This is a genomic window from uncultured Cyclobacterium sp. (genome assembly GCF_963977555.1).
Taxonomy (GTDB): Bacteria; Bacteroidota; Bacteroidia; order Cytophagales; family Cyclobacteriaceae; genus Cyclobacterium.
Map to the genome: position 1 here is coordinate 300,958 of NZ_CAXBPD010000003.1, position 23,969 is coordinate 324,926.

22 protein-coding genes are annotated in these 23,969 nt (G+C 39.1%); 16 read left to right on the forward strand and 6 right to left on the reverse strand.

Annotated features, from left to right (window positions below; genetic code table 11):
* Window positions 1-167: 167 nt before the first annotated feature.
* From AAC073_RS05260 to AAC073_RS05280, 5 genes are all read left to right on the forward strand, one after another.
* Window positions 168-962 carry a DUF3108 domain-containing protein gene (locus AAC073_RS05260; RefSeq protein ID WP_339922794.1) on the forward strand — a complete coding sequence of 265 codons (795 nt, stop codon included), beginning with the start codon at window positions 168-170 and terminating at the stop codon, window positions 960-962.
* A 159-nt stretch (window positions 963-1,121) separates the two neighbouring features.
* A complete protein-coding gene (locus AAC073_RS05265; protein ID WP_339922795.1) occupies window positions 1,122-1,808 on the forward strand; it encodes a response regulator transcription factor in 687 nt (228 codons plus the stop codon).
* The gene (locus AAC073_RS05270; RefSeq protein ID WP_339922796.1) at window positions 1,805-2,878 is read left to right on the forward strand and encodes an ATP-binding protein; all 1,074 of its coding nucleotides are present in this window, start codon (window positions 1,805-1,807) and stop codon (window positions 2,876-2,878) included. Before AAC073_RS05265 ends, AAC073_RS05270 begins: the two co-directional genes overlap by 4 nt.
* A gap of 69 nt (window positions 2,879-2,947) precedes the next feature.
* On the forward strand, window positions 2,948-3,661 hold the full coding sequence (locus AAC073_RS05275) for an RluA family pseudouridine synthase (protein WP_339922797.1): 714 nt from the start codon (window positions 2,948-2,950) through the stop codon (window positions 3,659-3,661).
* 893 nt (window positions 3,662-4,554) lie between these two features.
* The gene (locus tag AAC073_RS05280) at window positions 4,555-4,758 is read left to right on the forward strand and encodes a hypothetical protein (protein ID WP_339922798.1); all 204 of its coding nucleotides are present in this window, start codon (window positions 4,555-4,557) and stop codon (window positions 4,756-4,758) included.
* A gap of 322 nt (window positions 4,759-5,080) precedes the next feature.
* Here the strand turns inward: AAC073_RS05280 and AAC073_RS05285 are convergent, their stop codons facing one another.
* Together AAC073_RS05285 and AAC073_RS05290 are read right to left on the reverse strand one after the other, a co-directional pair.
* Window positions 5,081-5,419, reverse strand: coding sequence for a hypothetical protein (locus AAC073_RS05285; RefSeq protein ID WP_339922799.1), 339 nt, complete (start codon window positions 5,417-5,419; stop codon window positions 5,081-5,083).
* Between the two features lie 157 nt (window positions 5,420-5,576).
* Entirely contained in the window at window positions 5,577-6,605 is a 1,029-nt protein-coding gene (locus tag AAC073_RS05290) for a DUF4221 family protein (protein WP_339922800.1), read from the reverse strand.
* Between the two features lie 2,234 nt (window positions 6,606-8,839).
* Between AAC073_RS05290 and AAC073_RS05295 the strand changes: the two genes are divergently transcribed.
* From AAC073_RS05295 to AAC073_RS05315, 5 genes are all read left to right on the forward strand, one after another.
* Window positions 8,840-9,220, forward strand: a complete 381-nt coding sequence (locus tag AAC073_RS05295; protein ID WP_339922801.1) for a hypothetical protein — start codon at window positions 8,840-8,842, stop codon at window positions 9,218-9,220.
* 217 nt (window positions 9,221-9,437) lie between these two features.
* Window positions 9,438-10,526 (forward strand): cytochrome c peroxidase, encoded by a 1,089-nt coding sequence (locus AAC073_RS05300; RefSeq protein WP_339922802.1) that lies wholly within the window; start codon window positions 9,438-9,440, stop codon window positions 10,524-10,526.
* Between the two features lie 3 nt (window positions 10,527-10,529).
* Window positions 10,530-11,276: an MbnP family protein gene (locus AAC073_RS05305; protein ID WP_339922803.1), complete on the forward strand. Its 747-nt coding sequence runs from the start codon at window positions 10,530-10,532 to the stop codon at window positions 11,274-11,276.
* 23 nt (window positions 11,277-11,299) lie between these two features.
* Complete coding sequence (locus AAC073_RS05310; RefSeq protein WP_339922804.1) at window positions 11,300-12,358, forward strand: cytochrome c peroxidase; 1,059 nt, start codon at window positions 11,300-11,302, stop codon at window positions 12,356-12,358.
* A gap of 10 nt (window positions 12,359-12,368) precedes the next feature.
* On the forward strand, window positions 12,369-13,445 hold the full coding sequence (locus AAC073_RS05315) for a hypothetical protein (protein WP_339922805.1): 1,077 nt from the start codon (window positions 12,369-12,371) through the stop codon (window positions 13,443-13,445).
* A 134-nt stretch (window positions 13,446-13,579) separates the two neighbouring features.
* Here AAC073_RS05315 and AAC073_RS05320 read toward each other — a convergent pair whose 3' ends face one another.
* On the reverse strand, window positions 13,580-13,789 hold the full coding sequence (locus AAC073_RS05320; protein ID WP_339922806.1) for a hypothetical protein: 210 nt from the start codon (window positions 13,787-13,789) through the stop codon (window positions 13,580-13,582).
* A gap of 484 nt (window positions 13,790-14,273) precedes the next feature.
* On the opposite strand from AAC073_RS05320, the gene AAC073_RS05325 reads away from it, so the two are divergent.
* From AAC073_RS05325 to AAC073_RS05340, 4 genes are read left to right on the forward strand one after another with little or no spacing between them, the layout of a single operon-like run.
* Window positions 14,274-15,503, forward strand: a complete 1,230-nt coding sequence (locus AAC073_RS05325) for a pitrilysin family protein (RefSeq protein ID WP_339922807.1) — start codon at window positions 14,274-14,276, stop codon at window positions 15,501-15,503.
* Complete coding sequence (locus AAC073_RS05330) at window positions 15,500-16,144, forward strand: class I SAM-dependent methyltransferase (RefSeq protein WP_339922881.1); 645 nt, start codon at window positions 15,500-15,502, stop codon at window positions 16,142-16,144. Before AAC073_RS05325 ends, AAC073_RS05330 begins: the two co-directional genes overlap by 4 nt.
* Before the next feature lie 11 nt (window positions 16,145-16,155).
* A complete protein-coding gene (locus AAC073_RS05335) occupies window positions 16,156-17,754 on the forward strand; it encodes a LysM peptidoglycan-binding domain-containing protein (protein ID WP_339922808.1) in 1,599 nt (532 codons plus the stop codon).
* A gap of 44 nt (window positions 17,755-17,798) precedes the next feature.
* Window positions 17,799-18,791 carry a DUF3078 domain-containing protein gene (locus tag AAC073_RS05340; protein ID WP_339922809.1) on the forward strand — a complete coding sequence of 331 codons (993 nt, stop codon included), beginning with the start codon at window positions 17,799-17,801 and terminating at the stop codon, window positions 18,789-18,791.
* A 73-nt stretch (window positions 18,792-18,864) separates the two neighbouring features.
* Here the strand turns inward: AAC073_RS05340 and AAC073_RS05345 are convergent, their stop codons facing one another.
* From AAC073_RS05345 to AAC073_RS05355, 3 genes are all read right to left on the reverse strand, one after another.
* Window positions 18,865-19,254: a hypothetical protein gene (locus AAC073_RS05345; RefSeq protein ID WP_339922810.1), complete on the reverse strand. Its 390-nt coding sequence runs from the start codon at window positions 19,252-19,254 to the stop codon at window positions 18,865-18,867.
* Between the two features lie 191 nt (window positions 19,255-19,445).
* The gene (locus AAC073_RS05350) at window positions 19,446-20,591 is read right to left on the reverse strand and encodes a DNA polymerase III subunit gamma/tau (RefSeq protein WP_339922811.1); all 1,146 of its coding nucleotides are present in this window, start codon (window positions 20,589-20,591) and stop codon (window positions 19,446-19,448) included.
* Between the two features lie 139 nt (window positions 20,592-20,730).
* Complete coding sequence (locus tag AAC073_RS05355; RefSeq protein ID WP_339922812.1) at window positions 20,731-21,591, reverse strand: GNAT family N-acetyltransferase; 861 nt, start codon at window positions 21,589-21,591, stop codon at window positions 20,731-20,733.
* A 125-nt stretch (window positions 21,592-21,716) separates the two neighbouring features.
* On the opposite strand from AAC073_RS05355, the gene AAC073_RS05360 reads away from it, so the two are divergent.
* Together AAC073_RS05360 and AAC073_RS05365 are read left to right on the forward strand one after the other, a co-directional pair.
* The gene (locus tag AAC073_RS05360) at window positions 21,717-23,204 is read left to right on the forward strand and encodes a DUF5687 family protein (RefSeq protein ID WP_339922813.1); all 1,488 of its coding nucleotides are present in this window, start codon (window positions 21,717-21,719) and stop codon (window positions 23,202-23,204) included.
* Entirely contained in the window at window positions 23,201-23,899 is a 699-nt protein-coding gene (locus AAC073_RS05365) for an ATP-binding cassette domain-containing protein (RefSeq protein WP_339922814.1), read from the forward strand. The genes AAC073_RS05360 and AAC073_RS05365 overlap by 4 nt, the downstream gene beginning before the upstream one ends.
* Window positions 23,900-23,969 lie beyond the last annotated feature (70 nt).

Consider the following 23,969-nt stretch of genomic DNA (forward strand, 5'->3'; position numbering starts at 1 on the left):
ATTCGCTAATGTTCATTCCTAATGTGAAAGTAAACATTAGGCAGGTCATTAACAACTATTGAATAACCATTGTTAGCGCATGACATTGTAGTACATTTGGATAACCTAACATCAGTGCTTGAAATCCACAATGGTATGAACTTTGAAGTAAAACAAATAAAAAAGGAATGATCATGTACCTTCAATCCCTTGTAATAGTGCTGTTGCTGCTATTTCAAACAGCCTCAACAAGTCAATCACTCGTCAAAAACAATGAAGCGTTTACCAAAGGCGAAACGCTCACATTTAATGTAAGCTACTTCCTCTTTAACGCTGCAGAAGCCAAGATGGTGATTGATGACAACATCCATTATATCAATGGAAAGCCTACCTACAAAGTCGATGTTTACGGAAAAACACTGAATATTTTCAAGCTATTTTATGTAAAAGACAATTGGGGAAGTTATATAGACACGGCCCAAATAATCCCTTATCGATCCTATAGACATATCGAGGAAGGCAATTATAGAAAGCATGAAATAATTGATTTTAATCATCAAGACCAGGTGGCCAGTAGAAAACTATTCGACAGGGAAAATGAGAAAATCAAGGAAAGAAATTCCTATGACATCCCTTCCCAAGTACAGGACATAGTCAGTGGCTATTATTTATTGAGGACAATGGATTTCAAAGGGTTAAAAAAAGGTGATAATATAAATATCAAAGGATTTTTTGACGAAAAAAATTATAACTTAAAGTTAACATACGAGGGTAAGGATGATATATCTACAGATATCGGTGATTTTGACACCCATATTTTTAGCCCAGAAATGCCTAGCAATAAACTCTTCAGAGGCAAAAAACCCATAAAAATATGGATTACTGATGATGAGAATCGCATTCCTGTAAAAATAAAGGCCAGCATGGTGGTAGGTTCTATCAATATGGAGATTGTCTCTGCAGAAGGGCTTAGAAACAATTAATTAACATAAAATTAAAACTACCTTCACATAGTCAGTAGTTTTTTTCTGTCATTAATGAGTATTTGAGCTATAGGGTATCCAAACCCTAATTTGTTTTTTTATAATCCTTATCTTTGTGGCTTAATTAAAAAAATAATTGTTTTTTTAGGAAATCAAACAATGGGTAACAATCAGAAGCAAAGGGTATTGGTAGTAGATGATGAGGAAGATATCATTGAAATTTTAACCTATAACCTGGAAAAAGAAGGCTATGAGGTTAACTCAGCAGGCGACGGAATAAATGCAGTAAAAAAAGCTGCTATATTCAAACCTGACATTATCCTTTTGGACATCATGATGCCCAATCAGGATGGGGTGGAAACTTGCAGGCAACTAAGAGAAAATCCTGATCTTAAAAATACTTTTATCATTTTCCTGACTGCTAGGTCAGAGGAGTACTCTGAAGTAGCGGCCTTTGATGTGGGGGCGGATGATTATATACACAAGCCTATCAAACCTCGAGCCCTGGTAAGTCGTATCGCAGCTTTGTTTCGTCGTGAAATTAAAAAAGAAGGGGACTCAACTAAAATCACCATAAAAGACTTAGTGATTGACAGAACAAGCTTTACCTTGCTAAAGGATGGGGAATTGATCGTACTACCCAAAAAAGAATTTGAATTGATCCACTTTCTGGCAAAAAATCCCAATACGGTGTTTAGTCGGGATGAATTGCTGAAAAACATCTGGGGAACCGATGTGTTTGTTTTGGCAAGAACTGTGGACGTTCACATCCGTAAAATAAGGGAAAAAATAGGTGATGATTATATCTTCACCGTTAAAGGAGTGGGCTATAAATTCAATTCATGATTAACACCTCCAAAGGTATTGCATTTGGGCTCGCCATATCTATAGCTTTGCTATTGGTGGCCTTTCTATCCCTCTTAGAGGCCTCTAATTCTATAATACTTTTGGCTGCGGGTACCTTAGCTTTTTCTATTTCCTATCTTTTGATCCACCTTAGTCTTGAATACCTTATTTTTAGAGAAATTGGTAATATTTACAGTGTGCTGGAGAAAATCCAAAAAAAGGACACCACTTTTAATGCCACCAATAAAATAAAGACCTCGCTCCCACCCTTAAAAAATATTCAGGCTAACATTCATAATTATGCTGCAGCTAAAAACAGGGAAATTGAAACTCTCCAAAAAAATGAAACCTTCCGAAGGGAGTTTATTGCAGACATATCTCATGAGTTGAAAACTCCCATTTTTGCTGCTCAAGGTTATATTCACACCTTAATGGATGGTGCAGTTGAAGACCATGCAGTAAGGGACAAATTCTTGAATAGAGCGGCCAAGAGTCTTAATAATCTTGAAGATCTTGTGCAAGACTTGATCACACTCAACCAGATAGAAAGTGGGTTCATCAGGTTTCATCCTATAAATTTTGACCTTAAAGAATCCATCCTTGAGGTCATGGAACAACTGGAAGGAAAAGCCCAGAAGAAGGGCATCAGCATGACCTTCCGATATGACAAAGAAGCAAGCTATCTGTCCTATGCTGACAAAGACAAAATATTCAGGGTTTTACAAAATCTCGTTTCCAACGCCATCAAATACAATAAAGAGGCTGGTTCTGTTACGATCCAATTAAATGCGCATAAAAATCACCTGACCGTAAAGGTAAAAGACCAGGGTATTGGTATTCAACCGGAAGATCTAAAAAGAATTTTTGAGCGCTTTTACAGGGTTGAAAAAAGCCGGTCCAGAGAAAATGGAGGTACTGGGCTTGGCTTGGCCATTGTCAAGCATATTTTAGAGGGACATCAGTCCAAAATATCCGTAAGTTCTACTCCTGGCAAGGGCTCTGTTTTTAGTTTTGAGCTGCCTCATGCAAGGAAAGCATTGGAGGTGCAGGGGAGCAAATCAAAAAAATAAAACCAAGTGTTTGCAATAAGGCTTTTTTTTATTGGCTAATTTCGGAACTTTGTATCGAAACACAACGGTATGAAAAAGATCGATTTTAAATCATTGGTAGTTAAAGAAACTGATGATTACCTAATAGTCAATAAGCCTCCTTACTTTTCTACACTAGAAGACAGGCATGAGGCGCAAAACATGCTTGCCCTTGCCAAGCAAGAATTCTCGGATATTCAGGTTTGTCATCGACTGGACAAGGAAACATCTGGCTGCCTGGTTTTCGCCAAAAACCCTGAAGCTTACCGTAATATTGCAATGCAGTTTGAGGACAGAAAGGTGGAAAAAGTATACCATGCAGTAGCTGAAGGCATCCATGACTTTAATGGCCTAATGGTAGACAGAAACCTCACGGCCAGCAATAATGGGATCGCACGAATAGTGGTCAATGGAAAATCTGCGCAAACCATTTTTAAAACTGTTAGGACTTACTTTTCACATACACTTATTGCCTGTAAGCCTATAACAGGAAGACTTCATCAAATTCGGATCCATCTGGCTTACCTGGGTGCTCCCATTTGTGGTGACGAACTTTATGGTGGTAAGCCACTGTTCCTGTCCAGTCTTAAACGCAAGTTTAACTTGAAAAAAGATACTGAAGAGCGACCCATTATGCAGCGGGTTGCGCTACATGCTTATGCCATATCATTTACAGACCTTTCCGGAGAAAAAATAAGTGCTGAAGCACCTTATCCCAAGGATTTTGCGGTAATGGTAAAACAACTTGAAAAAACCAGTAAATAGTAAGGGAGTGGTTCAGTACCTGTGGTTTCGCTGACCCTTTCCAGGGTTGGGTAATTTGATTTGACCTCATGCCCGTTTTTAATATAATATAGACGTTGTGATTTTGTCAGCATTGTTGCAGAAAAGAGCAACAATACCGCCAAAATCATATTAACGGATAATTTCACTAAACCAGTGGCTGACGCCACTGGCTACAAAAATATCACCCCTGCCGGGGTTTTAGGTTTCGAATAGGTTATTACATAGCTTAAAAATCAATGAGCAGGGTAACTTTTTTAAGTCAATATTACTTCAATAACAGATTTCTAAAAAGGCCGGGCAATTTTAACTCCTCTGGGAGTAGTTTTTAATTAATCCCTTTTATCTATTTTAAAAAAAAATGAGGCATTTGCAATGCCGGCTCCACCTTTCAGGGCTGAGATTTGGCTTTGCACTATAACATAGGGATAACACCATGGGCTGAAGAGATTCGCTATTTAAGACTAGGTAGAATGATTTGCCCTAATGCCTGTTTTTGATAAGAAATAGACGTTGTGATTTTGTCAGCATTGTTGCAGAAAAAAGCAACAATACCCCCAAAATCGTGATGGGGACATAATTTTCACACCAAGGGCTGACACCCTTGGCTGAGATATTTCGCCCCTTCAGGGCTGGAAAACAGGTCACTTTTCCATGTACTGCTCTCATTCCATCACTATGACTTCACACCTCCTCTGGGAGTAGTTTTTAACTAATCCCTTTTATCTATTTTAAAAAAAATGAGGCATTTGCAATGCCGGCTCCACCTTTCAGGGCTGAGATTTGGCTTTGCACTATAACATAGGGATAACACCATGGGCTGAAGAGTTTCGCTATTTAAGACTAGGTAGGATGATTTGCCCTAATGCCTGTTTTTGATAAGAAATAAACGGTATGATTTTGTCAGCATTGTTGCAGAAAAGAGCAACAATACCGCCAAAATCATATCAACGGATAATTTCACTAAACCAGTGGCTGAGGCCACTGGCTACAAAAATATCACCCCTGCCGGGGTTTTTGGTTTTGAACAGGTTATTTCGTGGCTTAAAAAATCATTGGGAAGAGTAACTTTTCCCTGAACTGCTCTCATTTCAAAACTTCATACCCTGATAGCTTATTCCTCAGTCAAAATCACTTCATCAATATTGTCGATTCTAAAAGCGATCGGCAATTTTACCCCGACGGATCCGTTGACATCGATAAACTGGCTTTGACAACTTCGACAGGCTGGCTTCGGCAAGCTCAGCCACCGGAGTCAACTTAGATATCGCAATTACCGGAGCCAGCGAAGGCACCTGAGGCAACACAGCAACCGTAACCACGGGATATATCTCAGCCAGTATTGCCAATCCCCTCACCGAATATTACATAATTAAGTTATTTCTGAACTTATTATACTCGTCATCCCAGGCCTGAAGGGCCTGAACAATAATAGCCGTGGGTGGCAACCCACGGGTTGGAAACCCACCTGAAATACCACAACCCTGGAAGGGTTGAACAGGGACTTCTTTCAGCAACCAAAGGTAAAACTGTAGCTTGATCTGGTTTGCGCTTAAAGATCACCGCACTATGTTCGGGGAATGCTTCAAGGACATATTCATAAAACCGGTCCTTACAAGTGTGACAACCATAGTCCAGCACAATAACAAACGAGGTAAATTGATCTCTTTCCATTCCCATTCGCTCCATATAGGCTTTGCCCTGATCATTCTGGCAGGCTGATAAAAAAGTCAAAACCATCACTAATGCAAGTATTATTTTTATTTTTCTCCTCTGGGAGTAGGTATAACTACTCCCATTTATCTATTTTAAAAGAAATTGAGGCATTTGGAATGCCGGCTCCACTAAAAAGGACAGATAAATCCAAAGACATTACTATGATAAAGGTTTCTACTGCTCATTTCCCCACATCAAACCGAACCACCATATACCTTAAATGATCCTCATCATAATCGGGACTGTTTTCATTGTTAAGCGAGAGGTATAAGCCTTCTTCTCCTACAAATACATTAGAAGAAGTATGTACTTGAAATTTATCAAAAACATGTTCACCTAAAATATTCAAATCCTTGTCCAAAACCATCACGCCTATAAAAGGCCTCGAGCGGTTTAGCATACTTAGTTTCTTTAAAGAATACTCTCTTTCATCCATATATCCCGGATAAAAAAAACGATAAAAACAATCCCTGTACTTGTCATAAAGAATTATTCCATAAAGGTCATGAATTAATGTATTAACCCTCCCCTCTTCACGGGATCCCGGAATCTCATTTAAAAAATAAAAGCTATTGATATGATCTGACTTAACATCTATCTTTTCAATTACCTTTTCCTTACTCATATCAAACACCTGGATTTCATGATCATACCATGGTGATATATAAAGCTTGTCCTTTCTTCTTGCCCATGAAAAATAGGCTCTTTTTTTTCCTTTGTCCCAATAATCCTTAGCATAATACACATCATACCATTTGGACTGATCTGAAACCATATCATAACTATAGACCAGAGAATGTTTTTGAATGTCTTCTTTATTCATCCCATGATGATTCATAAAATACGGCTGCATGCCAAAAACCTTATCACTGTAGCGATGAAGCTCCTTATGAAAGTCGGAGCCTACATAAGTAATATCAACCTTACCTGCAGGTATTTTCTTTTCAAACAGGATTTCGCCATCATAATTCAAAAATGATATAGCATGCGGGCTAAATGTTGTCCAAACCGTATCCTCTTCCAAACCTGCAATTCCAGAAAGTCTGCTCATACTATTTGGCCCATCGTATTCCAATACAATTTCCTTGGCTACCTTTCCGTTTTCCAAATTCAAAAACTGTAAATTCATTGAAACATGGTTCAGGTAAAAAAGGTATTGGCCGGAGTCCGATTCTATCAAATAAACATAAGCCGGGTTAGATGACATCATAACATCAGGCTTAATTTTTATCTCCTTAACCTTTACTATTTCCAGCAATTTATTTTCTTCTTCTCCCTGACATGAACAAAATAGGAAAATGAAAATGATAAAAATATTCCTGTTTTCTGATAAATTATTTGTAAAAATTAGCATATGAAGAGCTATTCAAAATGGAGTTTTTTCTTATCAAAGGTCACCTATAAAGTTTATCAATACTTAAAGGAAAGAGAACTAAACTTAACCATTTAACAACTAATATCAAAGTTTAAAATTTCTCTCTAAACTTTGATGGATAAATTTATGGCAACGTGTGGAGAAATTCCGGCTTGACCAATACAGGTTAAGGGAAGAAAATATTATATCATCCTTGCCATGGCTGGGATTTGGTTTCTCATTTTAACACAATGACCTAATGCGCGTTATTGACAAGAAATAGACGTTGTGATTTTGTCAGCATTGTTGCAGAAAAAAAGCAACAATACCGCCAAAATCATTTCAAAGGATGATTTTACTAAACCAGTGGCTGACGCCACTGGCTACAAAAATATCACCCCTGCCGGGGTTTAGATTACGGACAAGTTATTACGTGGCTTAAAAAATCATTGGGAAGGGTAACTTTCCCCTGAACCGCTCTCCTCTGGGAGTAGTTTTAAACTACTACCATATATCCAATTTAAAAGAGATTGAGGCATTTGGAATGCCGGCTCCACTTTTTAGGGCTGAGGTTTGGTTTTGCATTTTAATATAGGGTTGACACCATGGGCTGATGTATTTTGCATTTATGGCTGGGTAATTTGATTTGACCTCATGCCCGTTTTTGATAAGAAATAGACGTTGTGATTTTGTCAGCATTATTGCAGAAAAAAGCAACAATACCGCCAAAATCATATTAACGGATAATTTCACTAAACCAGTGGCTGACGCCACTGGCTACAAAAATATCACCCCTGCCGGGGTTTAGATTACGGACAAGTTATTACGTGGCTTAAAAAATCATTGGGAAGGGTAACTTTCCCCTGAACCGCTCTCATTACAAAACTTCACACCCTGAAAGCTTATTCGTCAGTCAAAATTACTTCATCAATATTGGTGATTCTAAAAACGATCGGCAATTTTAATCCCGACGAATCCGAACACTTCGATAAGCTGGCTTAGATGACTTCGACAGGCTGGCTTCGCCAAGCTCAGCCACCACAACTACCGTAGCCACCTGAGATATTGCAGTCACCAGATAAGGGACAGCCATAATTCTCGATACAGTAAACGAATACTATTTTAATTAATACATTCTGAACCTTTGATTCTTGCCCCACAGGCCTGGAGGGCCTGAACAATAATAGCCGTGGGTGACAACCCTCGGATTTGGCACATACAACAAACACTGCAACCCCGGACGGGGTTGAACAGGGATCCGGGAGTAGTTTAGAACTACTACCATTTATCCATTTTAAAAGATTACGAGGCATTTGGAATGCCGATTACACAAGAGAGAACGAATAAATCCAAAGGACTTACTATAATAAATGTTCTTATTGCTTAGTAAAAAGTAAATCCTTTGTCTTGTTCAACGCCCTTCGGGGTTGGGCTTTGTTTAGGGATTGACTGTCCACGGGTTCTCACCCGTGATTATTGTTGTTGAAGCCCTGTAGGCTTCTTTGGATAGCCTTGAACTTACCTAACTATTTTACCTTATCAAAGATGTTAAACCTGAAGAAAGTTTAGCAGTTAGCCTAAATTGCTTATCATCTATCTATATCTGGAACTCAACCTAAATCCTTCAAAAAATACTGAGGATAATAAAAAGGATAGTTTGCTAAACTTTTTAATCAATCAGTCATCCAAACCACCGCAGGCATCAGATATACCTCAGTCAAATTATCCAATGCAGTCAAGGGCATCTCTTTCAATACTTCAGTAAGTGAATTCTATATCACTTACTTTCATCCCCACAGGCCTGGAGGGCCTAATCAATAATAACCGTGGTTGGAAACCCACTTGAATTACTTCAACCCTGAATGGGGCTGAACAGGGACCAAATTTTACCCTAAATACTCAGAATGACCTGATAAATCAGCTTTTCCGCTTCACCTCTTTGAACCCTATCCAATGAATTGCTGTTACTTTTGATACACTTCGGCAAATTTAAGGGCTGCGATTATGATCAAAATCATAAGACCACGCAGCAATTTTAGTTTTGCAAACAAAGTGCATTTAAACAAATAAATCCTTACTTTTGCATTCAAATGGCGAAAGCATTTATTCACATATCGCTCTCCTTGATAATCTTGCTCAACGGCTTGGTTTTTTCTGTCATACAAATGGACTTCACCATTAACCGCGCTTATATCATTGAGAATTTTTGTGTGAATAAAGACAAGCCCATGCTGCACTGTGATGGGCAATGCTTCCTGGCAGAGAAATTAAAAAAGGCCCAAGACCAAAAAGAAAACCAAGCAGGAGGCATAGAGTTTAACAGAGACTTTGGTATTTTCATTTTACAAGAAGCCTCTATTTCAATGACAACCCTTCCATCCACAACCCTAAATCACGGAACTTCCTATCAGGAAGCCTACAGGGTTTCCCAACTCGTAGATATTTTTCACCCGCCCAAAGCAATTGCCTAAATTTCTTTGACAGTGGGCTGCGTTAAAATAGCTATTGTACAACATTTTGGTTAAAAGGCAGATTAGGCTTCCAGCTTAGTCGCTTTAACACCAAAATTACAATCAAACTTGCTTTTTTCAAGTTTATTTAAGGCAACCTGTCACATTTTCTATTATTCTACATTGGCTGGTAAAGGTTATGTCACGATACCCAATTACTTATTCTATTGGGATAATCATGATTTGTACGTCAATTTGGGCTTGTAATGAGGAAGTGGGTGAAGAACCTCTTCCCGAAAACACCGAAATTGAATTACAACATCCTGATTATTTCCCTAACAATATTGCTTCACCAAGCGACAATCCACTCACAGAGAAAGGTGTTGAGCTAGGCCGCATGCTTTTCTATGAAAAACAACTGTCATTGGACGGGTCCATTTCATGTGCCTCCTGTCATCAACAGTCCAAGGCTTTCACGGATGGTGAGCAGTTCAGCGCCGGTGTAAATGGCACCATCGGTGTAAAGAACGCCATGTCATTGGCCAACTTGCATTGGACCTCCAGGTTCTTTTGGGACGGCCGTGCAGAAAATCTGGAAAATCAGGCCCTTCAGCCAATTTCGGACCCTACAGAAATGAACTTACCCATAGAGGAAGCGGTAGAAAGGCTACAAAATGATCCGGACTACCCAACGCGCTTTAAAGTTGCCTTTGGAACGGAACAAATTAGTGCTGATCTGGTCAGTAAAGCCATTGCCCAGTTTTTGCGAACATTGGTCTCCGGCAATTCAAGGTTTGACCAATGGATTAAGGAAGAAATTGTCCTTACTGATATCGAACAATTGGGAATGGAGCTTTTCTTTACGCATCCGGAAGCTTCTATATCACTACGTGGTGGAAACTGTGGCGACTGCCACCTGGGGTTTTTGACCTCCGGGGACAGAAACGATTTGTTGGGATTTCATAACAATGGACTGGATTCAGATGAAAATTTAAATTCGGGCTTAGAAGCGGTTACGGGAAAAGTAGAAGACAAGGGGAAATTCAAAGCGCCAACGCTACGAAATATCGCACTAACCGCACCCTATATGCATGATGGCAGGTTTAACACTTTGGAAGAGGTCTTGGACCATTACAATGAGCATGTGGAAAGCAATGCTTCTTTGGATATCCTTATCCTGGAAGCCAGCAATGAAATCATTACACCTGGAGAGCCGGTAAAACTACACCTTACTAGCCAAGAAAAAGAGGCCATTATCGCCTTTTTACACACATTAACAGACGAAACATTCATAACCGATCCGGCATTTTCGGATCCTTTTAATTAAAATATGATGAAAAATTTAGCTATTATACTATTGGTCGTTTTAGGCTTTACCTCTTGTAAAGATGACGAAGAGGAAATGTTTACTTCAATTCAAGTGAACCTTGAATTCGCTCATGTACTCAATGGAGAAGCATTAGAACTGGACGGAAAAGCTTATACCTTACCATCAGGAGAAACCTTCACTCCAAGTAAATTCAAATATTACATTTCTAATATCACATTTGAAGACAGCCAATCCGGAAGCACCTACACCTTAGCAGATGGTTACTATCTCATTGATGAAGCCGGTAAAAAAGAAATCACTTTTGAAGTACCGGTGGGGAACTACGACAAACTGTCTTATTATGTGGGCATAGACAAAGAAAGAAACCTGTCTACAGATCAGGTTGGAGATCTTGACCCCAACAACGACATGGTCTGGAGCTGGAAAACAGGGTACAAGTTTTTGGTATTGGAAGGTGAATGGGAATACGAAAGTTCTGACAGAAGAGGGCTGGTCATTCATATTGGCAATAACGATCCGGAGACAGAAGTTAATTTCAAAGAATTCTCTTTTGACTTATCTTCAGAGGGCTTAACCTTAGGTAGTGAAGCCATGGTAGACCTTGACATTGAAGCAGAAATAAGCAGCTTGTTCACCGGTGAGAGTGACCTAGTGGTACACGAGCTAGAAAGCACAAGCATCATGGGAGGACCATTGGCCATTTCCGTTGCCAACAATTACCAGCAAAGCCTTTTCTCTATCAAATAAATCATTGGCACACCTTTAAGTAAATGGAATTCCGAAAATCCAGTTTGTCATTGATAATGCTTGCCACAGGCTTTTTGAATGCTTGTATGCCTGCATTTGAAGAGGTGGAAAAAAATGCACCGGAATATTATGTTCCGGTGTATTCTTCTTCGCTTCAACAGGGTGACTTTCCCCAACCGGAACGGAATTACCTCAGCAAAGAAGGAGTGGAACTGGGCAAAACATTGTTTTTTGACCCTGAATTGTCTGCCAATGGAAAAGTTTCATGTGCAGGTTGTCACTTGCCGGAAAAAGCTTTCAGCGATGGGCTGGCATTAACCAATATTGGAGTATCCGGATCGGCCTTGCGTAGGAACTCACCTGCCTTATTTAATCTGGCTTGGCATGATGGACTCTTTTGGGAAGGTGGAGCCAATGACCTGGAATCCATGGTTTTTGGCCCGCTAACACATCCCGATGAAATGGCAGCAGATCTAAATGACGTACTTCAATACATCAACACCCATGAAGCTTACCCCCTGTTATTTCAGGAGGCATTTTCTTCAGACAGCATTACAAGTTCAACCATCGCAAGGTCCCTGGCTCAGTTTATGCGGACGCTGATATCCGACGAAAGCAAATATGACCAATGGAAAAGGGACGAAACCGAGCTCAATTCCGAAGAGTTGAAAGGCTACAGCGTATACCAAGAACATTGCAGTAGCTGCCATAAGGAAGGGTTATTTACGGATTTAAGTTATCATAACAATGGTCTGGACAGCAGCTCTCCCGATCCACCCGAATTGGAAGGATTGTACCAAGGCAGGTACAGAATCACCTACAAAGACGAGGACATGGGTGCTTATAAAACTGCTTCTCTGAGAAACCTTTCTTTTACGGCTCCATATATGCATGATGGCAGGTTTGCTAATTTGGACGAAGTATTGGATCATTATGAAACTGGCATAAAGGCCAATAAAACCTTGGCTCCACAACTTGAGAAAGGCATTGTATTAAGTGCCACTGAAAGAACAGAACTATTGGCTTTCCTAAATAGCCTAAACGATAACAATTTTATTACCAATACCGCCTACCAGAAATAGGTTCACAACTATGAAAAGACTCACCATTTTAGCGATCACCCTTTTGTCCTTCTCCTTTATGCCTGAAGAGGCCAAAGCCTGTGATAGCTGTAACTTTTTTGAATACAGTCTCTTGCAAAACAGAAGTTATTTCGGCCTTTTCTACAGGCACCGTAGTTTTGGGGAGTACAACCACTACGGGACTACCTCCACCCAAGTAACCACTGCCGGTTTATCAAACACCATTTTTGAAAACAACGCTGCAAACAATTACACACCCAATGCGAGGGTCTTAACAACCACTAGTCCTGACCAGGTGGTCATGCACGAACCGGAAGGCACCGGACTGTATGTCAACAAAACCAAAATGGATTGGGAAACCTATGAAACGGTAGAGTTGAGAGGGAATTTCATGTTAAAAAACAACTGGAACTTCACCTTTCTCCTGCCTTATGAATCCAATAGGGTTTATTATGAGAAATTACTGGACCTTCCCAATGCTGTTCAGGACACCAGCATTAGTGTAAAAGGCTGGGGAGACTTGACATTAGCAGCTGATTATATCCATTACATCTACAACTCCAAGGCCAGACATACTTTCCGTCCGGGAATAGCTTTCACAGCCCCTATCGGCCAATCCCGAAGGGTAGCCAATGCTGAGCAACTTTATGATCCGATTATCCAGCCCGGCACAGGTTCCTGGAGTTTGATTGGTAGGATGAATTACCAGTTGTTTTATACAAAAACAGGAGCCAACCTTTCCTTCAGCTATAAAACAGCTACTGAAGGGAGCCAAGAATACCAATTAGGAAACAGTTTTAATGGATCTGCTGTAGGCTTTCATCAATTTACCTTTCAAAACAACTGGATTTTGGTCCCCAACCTAGGTGGATATTTTGAACATTCAGCGAATGACACTTGGGAGGGTGAAAAACAAGCCCTAACAGGCGGTGATGTGGTATTTGCACAGGCCGGAACAGACCTCAACATAAAAGATTGGACTTTAAGCTTGGTCTGGCAGACCCCACTGTCTCAAAGTTTAAATGGGAACCAAATCCTGCATAAGAACAGGATAAGCTTTGGAATAATTAAATCCTTTAAATTGTAACCTGGTGGGTAAGGTAAAAAAAATTAAAAAAATGTATATAAAAAACAGGTATTAGTAAGCCTCAAAAAATGCTACAAAAAATTTAAAAAGATTCCAGCACTAAACCCATAATGCTGGAATCTTATATTAAAAAATCAACTCAACACTTTCTTTTCGGTCTTTACATTGTTCCAAAACAAATAACCAAAACCTAATTGCGGTATTATTACTAACAATACATGAATAAAAGTTACACCTCCACTAAGAGAAATATTCAATTTAAAAAGACTGGCGACAGCAAGTATCATCACTAGAGATACCAAAGCAAAAAGATGGGCCACCATTAATTTTTTTTGACTTTTCATGATCTTAAATTTTACGTTATTAGAGCTATTATAAATGATTTGTGCAGTTATTTACACTTGACTACATGACAAATCTGGGGCATTTATTTCGAAATAACAAATCACCAAACTGTACTTAACACCTTTGTAAATCAATGTTTTACAATTTTTAACATTACGAAAAACCTTAATTGCAAATCGTTTTACTTAAATTGTATTTCACCTCAAAAAAACTTTTTGAAAAAAAATTGATTTATTTTTCTGGTAGCTCCAACTACCGGTCATCTATGCTTAAAATTGCTACAATTTTTCTTACAGCGAAGATTTTTGTTTTAAAGATTCTCCTTCTCGAATGACATATCAATCATTCCATTAGGTGTAGAATTACCTATTAGTAATACTAATGATTAATTCATGTAAAAATCTGTTTTAGTGTCCCAATTTTTCCACTACCTGGTTTCTTTCCCGATAATTGATGCTATTTTTGTTCTTTGGAAAAAGAGGCATGACATATCAAATCAAAGCGTTTGAAAACGGAATCAGAGTTGTACACCAGGAAGTAAACAGTACCCGATTGGTTCACTGTGGGTTTATACTCGATATCGGCAGCAGGGATGAAACGGAAGAGCAGGTGGGATTGGCGCATTTCTGGGAACACATGGCTTTTAAAGGCACCCAAAAAAGAAAGGCATTCCATATCCTTAACAGACTTGACTCTGTCGGTGGTGAGTTGAATGCCTACACAACCAAAGAAAAAATATGTTTCTACGCTACTGTGCTTCAGGAGCATTGGAACAAGGCTGCTGATTTACTTTGTGACATCACCTTCAACAGTACTTTCCCACCCAAACAAATAGAAAAAGAGCGGCAGGTAATATTGGAAGAAATGGCCATGTATAGAGATTCTCCTGACGATGCCCTGCAGGATGAATTTGACAGTTTGCTATTCCCCAATCATTCCCTTGGTTACAATATTCTCGGTACAGAGGATTCTGTGAGAAGTTTTACGCAGCAACACTTCATTAACTTTATTGCCAAGCACATGGACACCTCCCGAATCGTGGTCTCTGTAGTAGGTAATATAAGCTTTAAGAAAGCACTCAACAGGTTGACCCCTTTACTAAGCAATATTCCTACTAGCAGAAGTTCGCTTATGAGGACACCTTCCTTAACCTATACACCACAATCCAACACTTTTAATAAAGAAATCACCCAGGCCAATTGCGCATTGGGCAAGCCTGCATTTTCGATAGATGATCCAAGAAGGTTTAAACTCCATTTGCTAAACAATATATTGGGAGGGCCCAGCATGAACTCAAGGCTAAATATGGCTTTGAGAGAAAAGCATGGGTTGGTTTACAGCATTGAATCCGTTTATCAGGCATTTACTGACACAGGTTTTATTGGAATATATTACGGAACAGAAGAAAAGGCTGCTGAAAAAGCCCGTAAAATCGTCTTAAAAGAAATTCACCGCATTTGCACTAAAAAACTTGGAAGTATGCAACTGCACATGGGCAAAGAGCAAGCCATAGGTCAAATGGCCATGGCAGAGGAAAACTACGCAGGACTAATGTTGGTCTATGGTAAAACACTTCTTGACAAAGGGAAAATTGAAAGGCTTGAAGATATTTTCTCCAGCATTCGTTCTGCTACAGCAGAAGAGCTTATGGAGCTAGCCAATGAAATATATGATGTAGATAAATTTAGTTTTTTAACCTATCTGCCAAAATAATTATGATTGACGAAGACCTTTTAAACTATTGTGATCAATATAGTGGTAGTGAAGACCCGCTGCTACAAATGATACGGAGACAAACAAATCTGAAGGTGCTAAGGCCGAGAATGCTATCTGGCCACTTACAAGGGAAAATATTAGAATTACTAGTAAAAATGAGTGGGGCTAAAAATATTTTGGAAATCGGCACCTACACTGGTTATGCCTCCATTTTTCTCGCCCGAGGGTTAACCGATGATGGCAAATTGACTACGATTGATATCAATGAAGAATTGGAAGAATTGGTACAAGGTTTTTTCAATCAATCGGGCTTAAAAGACAAAATCGATTATAAAATAGGTGATGCACTTGAAGTTATTCCCACCTTACATGGCCCATTTGATTTTATTTTTATTGATGCAGACAAGCGCAATTATGTCAATTACTATGATCTTATCGTTGATAAATTAAAGCCGGGAGGTTTTATTCTAGCTGACAATATTTTGTGGTCAGGAAAAGTATTGTCTAAAAACCGCAAGAAAGTAGATAAGGACACAGCCGCTATTTTAGCTTTTAACAAAATAGTAAATGCTGATCAACGTGTAGAAAATGTGATTTTACCGATTAGGGATGGCATCATGCTTGTCAGAAAGCTTTAACAGTAATGAGAATGAAAAAAACAGTAATTGTAAGCATCTTATTTTTTTCAATACTTTACTTGCCTGTTTTGGGTCAGGCACCACAGGTGCCACAAGTCATTGACTTTGCAGGACTCACCTTAAAACTAAACGATGCCGCGAGAAAGGACATTCAGGCAGATGTAGATGCACAGTATAGAAGTGCTACTCATTTTCAAACAAAGCTGGATCGAGTAAACCTATACATGCCGATTATCGAAAGAGTGCTTAGGGAAGAAGGAGTACCTGATGATTTTAAATTTTTAGCCATTCAGGAAAGCAGTTTGATTTCCGATGCGGTATCCACATCCAATGCTGTGGGTTTTTGGCAGTTTAAAAAAGGCACAGCAGAAGAAGTGTTCTTAAGGGTAGACAATGAAGTAGATGAACGCAAAAGCATTGTATCATCCACTCGGGGAGCAGCGAAATACTTAAAGAAACATCAGAGATACATGGAAAACTGGGCCACCACACTGGTCTCTTATCAAATGGGTTTGGGTGGAGCTAGAGGTTATTATAAAGACAAGTACAAAGGCCAGCAAAGTATGGACATTGATAGGAACACTTACTGGTATCTCAAAAAGTTTCTGGCGCACAAAATTGCCTATCAGGGTCAATTAGGGAAAATGGTTAGCAATGGAAGTTACTTACATGAATACCCTATTCAAGGTCCTTCCAACCTCAAATCAGTAGCCAAAACACTTGGAGTGAGCGAAAATCATTTACAAGAATACAACAAATGGAGCTTAAAAGGCAGCATTCCAAACGACAGGACCTATACCGTCACGTATATTTTAAAAGGGATAGTTCCAGAGCGGCCATTACTTGCCAGTGACCCACCTTCTACCAAGGATAGCGGCCTACTTCCTATAAAATCAAATGCCTTGGGATTCCCGAAAATCACCGAGAATCCTAAAAAGCCTAATCAAATAAAAATAAACGGGATTAAGGGAGTTGTTGCGATTTCCAACAACCAAAGTCAACTTGCCATTCAGGCAGGGATAAGTGAGGGTAAACTAAGAAGGGTAAATGATTTAAAGGCTTCTGATCCTATACAGGCAGGAGGCTATTATTACATCAAAAACAAAAAAAGCAAAGCAAAAACACCTGAACATATTGTTCAACCCGGAGAAACCCTTTGGGAAATCTCTCAATTGTATGGCATCCGTAAACACAGCTTGATGGCAAAAAATAGGGTTTACAAGGACGAACAACTTCTTCCCGGCATGGTATTGCGCTTAAGGAAATATTACAAAAAAAACGAGGCAATTGCAAGGGTTAAATTAACGCCTGCACCTGTAGCACCAGCAAGAACGGCAACCCAGCAAAAGCAACCTCAAAGGACTGCTCCTGTAGAACGCCCGACATCTATTGCGATACCTGTACCTGATAAAAAACCAGCAAATACGCCTAAATCCCAAATACCTGTAGAAACAAAAACTAATTATAGGGAACACCAGGTAAAACCGGGTGACACACTGTATTCCATTTCCAGAAATTACGGTGTTACAGTATTGGAACTAAGAAATTGGAACAACATAAGTGAAGATAATATCCTCTCTGTTGGACAAAAACTGGAAATTCGAAAATAAATAAAATAATTGACTGTATATTTGTATTCCACCGTTTATTCGCCATGCACACAAGGATTGTTTTAATTTTATTTTTACTATTTGCCACAAAAATCAGCCTCGTACAGGCTCAGGACGCATTGTCAAAGGCAGATACTGTAATCATCGGTGGAGATACACTGGTAATGCTTGGAGATTCTTTGATTTTCACTACAGAAGTAGAACCTATTTATTGGAAAAACGGTGGCAACTTTAATTTTAGCTTGCAGCAAGTAAGTCTGAGCAACTGGGCTGCTGGTGGAGCAAGTTCTTTTGCTTTAAATACCGGATTAGTGTTGTTCGCCAATTATGCAAAAGAGAATATTATCTGGGAAACCAATCTTACCCTCAATTATGGGATAAACAGGCAAACCGGAAGGGCTTTCCCAACACGAAAATCCAATGACAACTTTATTTTCATCAGTAAATATGGGCGTCAGTTAAGTAAAAAAATATACCTTTCCACCCAAATTGATGCACGAACTCAATTAATGGAAGGTTATCGCTATTATAGAGAATCGGGTGCTGAAAGGGACAGTCGGAGTCGGCTTTCAGATTTTTTAAGTCCGGGATATGTACAGTCCTCCACAGGTTTAAATTTCCAAGTCACTTCCAAGAATGGCGGCAAGTTCTCCTCCATTCTTTCCCCCTTCACAGGAAGATTTACAGTAGTATTGGACGATTCTCTGAGTATGGCTGGCGCATTTGGTGTCATCCCCGGTGAGAAAGTAAAACCAGAGGCAGGTATTTCCTTGAGTTCTTCTGCCGACTTTAAAGTAATGGAGAATATCAATTGGAAAATGGACCTGAATCTCTTTACCAATTATGAGAAATTGGGTAATACGGTCGTCAACTTCAATTCAGTGATCAGCTTAAAGGTAAACAAATACATCACTACTAGAATTGCTACCATAATGATCTACGATGAAAGTGTCTATATCTCACAAGATGATGGACCAGCCACAAGAGCCATTCAGCTCCAAAACCTGCTAAATTTCGGGATTGCCTTAGACTTTTAAATCATTTTTAAAAATTGCGGTGTAAGCATGTATTTTTAGCTTAAGTGATGAAACACCTCCGCTATCTTTAGCTTTAAAAATCAGCATCTAAACCAAAACGTTTTTTCAATTCTTTTAGTGCAGGCGACTTCTCCATTAAATAAGTTAATTTCTCTCTGGAAGTATATAGGTTTTTTAAAGGGTTTTTTGCCTCCTTGGTGATTTCGTAGGTAACCTCTACATCAGGATGTCTCAGTTTTCTTCTTAAAATACCGGTAAGCTCTGGTTTTAACTTAGGGAATAAATCTTCATGTAAACCAGAACTTAGCATAAATACGACCTCTCGCCCCCTTAGCTCAAAGGGTTGACTGAGCAAAGCCATTTCCATATTTTTATGGTCCTCCTTAAACTCAACCAATACTTCGTCAAAAGCCGTTCTGATGGTATCCGAATTAAGCGGTTGTCTGGGAAGATTTTCATTCAACTCAGAAACTTCCTCTTTTACAATTTCTTTTTTAGTTTGGGTTTCTAGTGGCCTATCTTTGATTTGTTTTTCTACAGCTTCAAGATTGGAGGGAATGGTAAAGCTCTTTTTTTTGACCGGTGGAATGGAACCAGATTGACTGGCGGAATTTGAAAACCCTGAATTTTCAGCCTTTATTTCTGGTTCATTTGTCAGGCTTTTTTTTTTGCTTCATCGCTAGCCACAGCTGCAAGTGAAATGGCATGAGGCAACTTCGCTAATTTCATTAAGACCAACTCTACATGTAATCTTTGGTTTTTGCTGGTTTTATAAGACAAGTCTGCCTGATTACAAATATTCAAAGCGGACAATAAAAATGAGAAAGGAATCTCTGCAGCCTGCTCCACATACCTAGCCTTGGCAGTGTCAGAAACCTGGAGTAATACCACCGTATCAGCATCCTTACAAACCATTAAATCCCTAAGGTGCTCACTTAGGCCTACTAGAAAATTATGCCCATCGAAACCCTTTTTAAGAATCTCGTCAAAAATCAACAATGCTTTAGAGATACTTTCCTTTAACAATGAATCCGTTACTTTAAAATAGTAATCGTAATCCAGAACATGTAGGTTATTAATCGTTTCCTGGTAAGTAACTTTTTTACCTGCCGAGAAAGTGACTATCAAATCATATATAGAGAGCGCGTCTCTTAGGGCGCCATCAGCCTTGGTAGCTATCAATCTCAAGGCCTCAGCTTCATAATCTACTCCTTCTTCTTTAGAAATGTATTCCAAATGCTGACTGATATCTTGAATTTGAATCCTGTTAAAATCAAAAATCTGACAACGGGAAAGAATGGTAGGTATAATTTTATGCTTCTCTGTCGTAGCGAGGATAAAAATAGCATGTTTGGGAGGCTCTTCCAATGTTTTCAAAAAAGCATTGAAAGCCTGGGTGGTAAGCATGTGAACCTCATCAATGATGTAAACTTTGTATTTGCCTTTTTGGGGCACATACCTTACCTGGTCTACAAGGCTCCGCATGTCATCCACAGAATTATTTGATGCCGCATCCAATTCATGAACATTAAAGGAGCTATTGGAGTTGAAAGCCTCGCATGAACTGCATTCATTGCACGCTTCCCCGTTGTCCTGTCTGTTTTCACAGTTTATGGTTTTGGCAAGGATTCTGGCACAAGTTGTCTTACCCACACCTCTTGGTCCACAAAACAAAAAAGCTTGCGCCAAGTGATCATTTTTGATCGCATTCTTTAGTGTAGTGGTAATATGGCTTTGGCCCACCACACTTTTAAAGTCCGAGGGTCTGTATTTTCTGGCAGAAACAACAAAATTTTCCATCACCGCAATTTATAAAATTAATCGAACTTAAAACGTTCTGACCTGCCTTTTTAGCCCCCCACATTAGCTAACACGCTGGTAACATGCTAATTTAAATATTATTTGAAATTTGAAAAATAGCCAATGACACTTTCAGGACTTAGCCTAGCTCCGGTCCAGTTATCAAATAATAACTATCAATATCACCTTTTGTAGCTTGAGGAGGAATAAACATCCTAATTAACTCACGCTGCTTGGCAAAACTTCTTTTTTCAAGCCATGGATTTAAATTTGAATGATGCTCTACCAAGTCCAAAACGAGATCTATTTCATGAAAGTCTTCTAAAACCCTAGAAATAAGCGCTTGGGCAATAGCATCATTTGATGCTATCAATGGGCCTAGTTGCAAGAATTTACTCCCTAATCTACACAAAACAAACCCTACTAATTCACCTTCTCTTTTAACTAAAAAAGCACCCTGAGGAAATTTTTTGAACAGATAAAGTAGTACCACTTCCCTATCTATTCCAAAGGCTTTCTTATCAAAGTGCAATATCTCGGTGAAATCCTCTTTAGAAATTTTTAACACTTCATGAGGAAGAGGGTTTATCCATTGGAATGCTCCCTTAGGTCGAACCCATCTAAAGAGGGAGTACTCTTTTACAAACCCTATTTGTTCATATACTTTTTGACCTGCAGGTGTTGCATCTAATTTGATGGTTTGATTTCCGCCTATTCGCTGGATAACTTCATGCATAAGTCTTTTACTTATGCCCTTTCTTCTGTACATCCTGTCCACTAGCATCATCCCAATCCATGCCAGTTCCCCCTTATAGGAAAAGGAACAAACGGTTCCTACCACTTTTTCTTCCGCTACCACCACGAGGCATAAATCAGGGTTATTTACTAAAAACAGCTCCCAATCGCCCCTTGTTTGGTTCCAACCTTCCTCAGATTTCAGCCTCATGGCTGCATCCAGGTCTTCTACCTGCATTTCTCTTATAAATAATTCCGAATCCATATTTTTAAAGACATCTTAATATGAAATATAAACCAGTAAACTGGAATAATTAACTGCATTTGATGAAATTTTTCATATTTTAGAAATTCAAACCCTCAAAACCCAATAATAACCCGGCTATTTATATGGTGAAAACCCTGATAAGATTAGAATTATTAAAAAGGTTAAGAAGCACTTCATTTGCCAGAAGCCTGACAATTGGCATATTTGTACTGTTCATAGGTATTTTATTACTGGGCTACTTACTCCTTTTTGGTTTATTCTTAAATAAGCTGATAACGGAAGTTTTAGAAAAGCCTGATGCTATTTATTTCATCAACAGTAATTTGCTATATTTCTTCTTTTTAGAGCTTATATACCGGTATTTTATTCAACAACTTCCTGTAATCAATTTAGAAAATTACCTGCATCTACCCATAGCCAAATCAGGGATCATTCATTTCCTTTTGGTCTGTAGTTTCCTTTCTCCACTGAACATCATAGCTTTTTTAATATTTGGTCCTTTTGCTTTTATAGAACTAAATGCAACTTTTGGTCCCGGTCCAGCCTTTGCCTGGTTGGGCGCAGTACTACTCACTAGTTGGTCCATGCATTGGTTTGTGCTATGGTTCAAACAGCGGTTTGAGGACAGCCTTATCGGTACCTTGGTCGTTTTTAGTGCCTTATTGATAAGTATAGGCTCTAGCTATTTTGGGCTTTATGATCTTGGAGGATTTTTCGAGCCTGTTTTTACTTTTGCACTTGAAAACCCAGTTCCTGTTTTCCTTTTGGCAGTAGTATTGATTTTAAGCTATTTTCTGTGTTTCGCTTTCTACCGACAAAATGCCTATTTGGAGGAACTGTCTGAGGGCGACCATTTGCAATTTGCCAACCATGATTTAGGATTTTTATCCAAATTTGGGCTTGCTGGTGAGTTGGCAAATTTGGAATGGAAATTAATAATTAGACATAAAAAAAGCCGTACCTACCTTACCTTATGCCTACTATTCCTCCTTTATGGACTGATATTTTACAACAATCCTGCTTATGTAAAAGAAAGTGGATTCAGCTATTTGTTCATCTTTGTAGGCACCTTTATCACGGGCATATTTATGCTTCAATACGGACAATTATTCCTAAGCTGGAACTCTCCTACCTTCGACTTCTATGTGCACCAAAAAAATGGCCTTAGGGCGTTGGTAAAAGGGAAATACCTTTTATTTATAGGCATTTCCTTTTTATGCTTCATTCTGTCTGTACCCTATGTATATTTCGGTTGGAACGTATTACTTATCCACCTCGCTACGTTTTTGTTTAACATGGGGGTAACCATTCACCTTGTGATATACATGGCATTATGGAAACCTAAGCCAATGAACTTACACAAGGGCTCCGTATTCAATTACGAAGGCATGGGACTCTCTCAATTCCTGATGATCATCCCGCTGGTAGCTGTTCCGTATGCAGTTTTTCTTCCTGTTGCTTATTGGTTTGGTGATTATTCTGGATTGCTTGCATTAAGCATTATCGGCGGGTTTGGCTTGCTCATTTTCCCTATGATCTCAACAAAAATGGCTGATGCTGTAGTAGATAAAAAATATGAAATTTCAGCTGCATTTCGTCAAGAGTTATGATTAAAATAGACGCATTAAAAAAAATATACGGCACCACAACAGTACTGGATATTCCTGCCCTTACCATACCCAAGAGCCAATGCCTTGGCTTGGTTGGCAATAATGGAGCAGGCAAAACCACCCTTTTTCGCGTTATGCTTGACCTTGTCAGGGCTACAGAGGGCACCGTAACTGTAGATGAAGAGGAAGTAAGCAAGGGTGAACAATGGAAAAACAACGTGGGAGCCTACCTGGATGAAAACATGCTACTCTCCTACCTTAGCCCGGAAGAGTATTTCACTGCCCTAAGAAAGATCTACCGCTTGTCGGAAGAAGACCTTCAATTGCACCTGGAAAAATTTCATGATTTTTTTAATGGTGAAATATTAGAATCCAAAAAATACATCAGAGACCTTTCTAAAGGTAACATTAAAAAAGTAGGAATCGCCGCAGCGCTACTTGGAAAGCCTGAAGCAGTATTGCTTGATGAACCTTTTGAGAACCTTGACCCCAGCTCACAAATCAGGTTAAAAAAATTAATTCTAAAAGAAAAAGAAGAAAACCTGGTCACCTTTTTAATATCTAGCCATGACCTTAACCATGTGGCAGAGATATGTGAAAGAATCGTCCTACTTGAAAAAGGTATAATTATTAAAGACTTGGATGACAAAAGCCACATGACCGAAGAATTAAACAATTACTTCAATGTCAGTTAAAACAAACGATCAATCAGTCCAATCTATAAAAAATTGAATGTATTCTGATTACATGGGTATTGATGGCGGG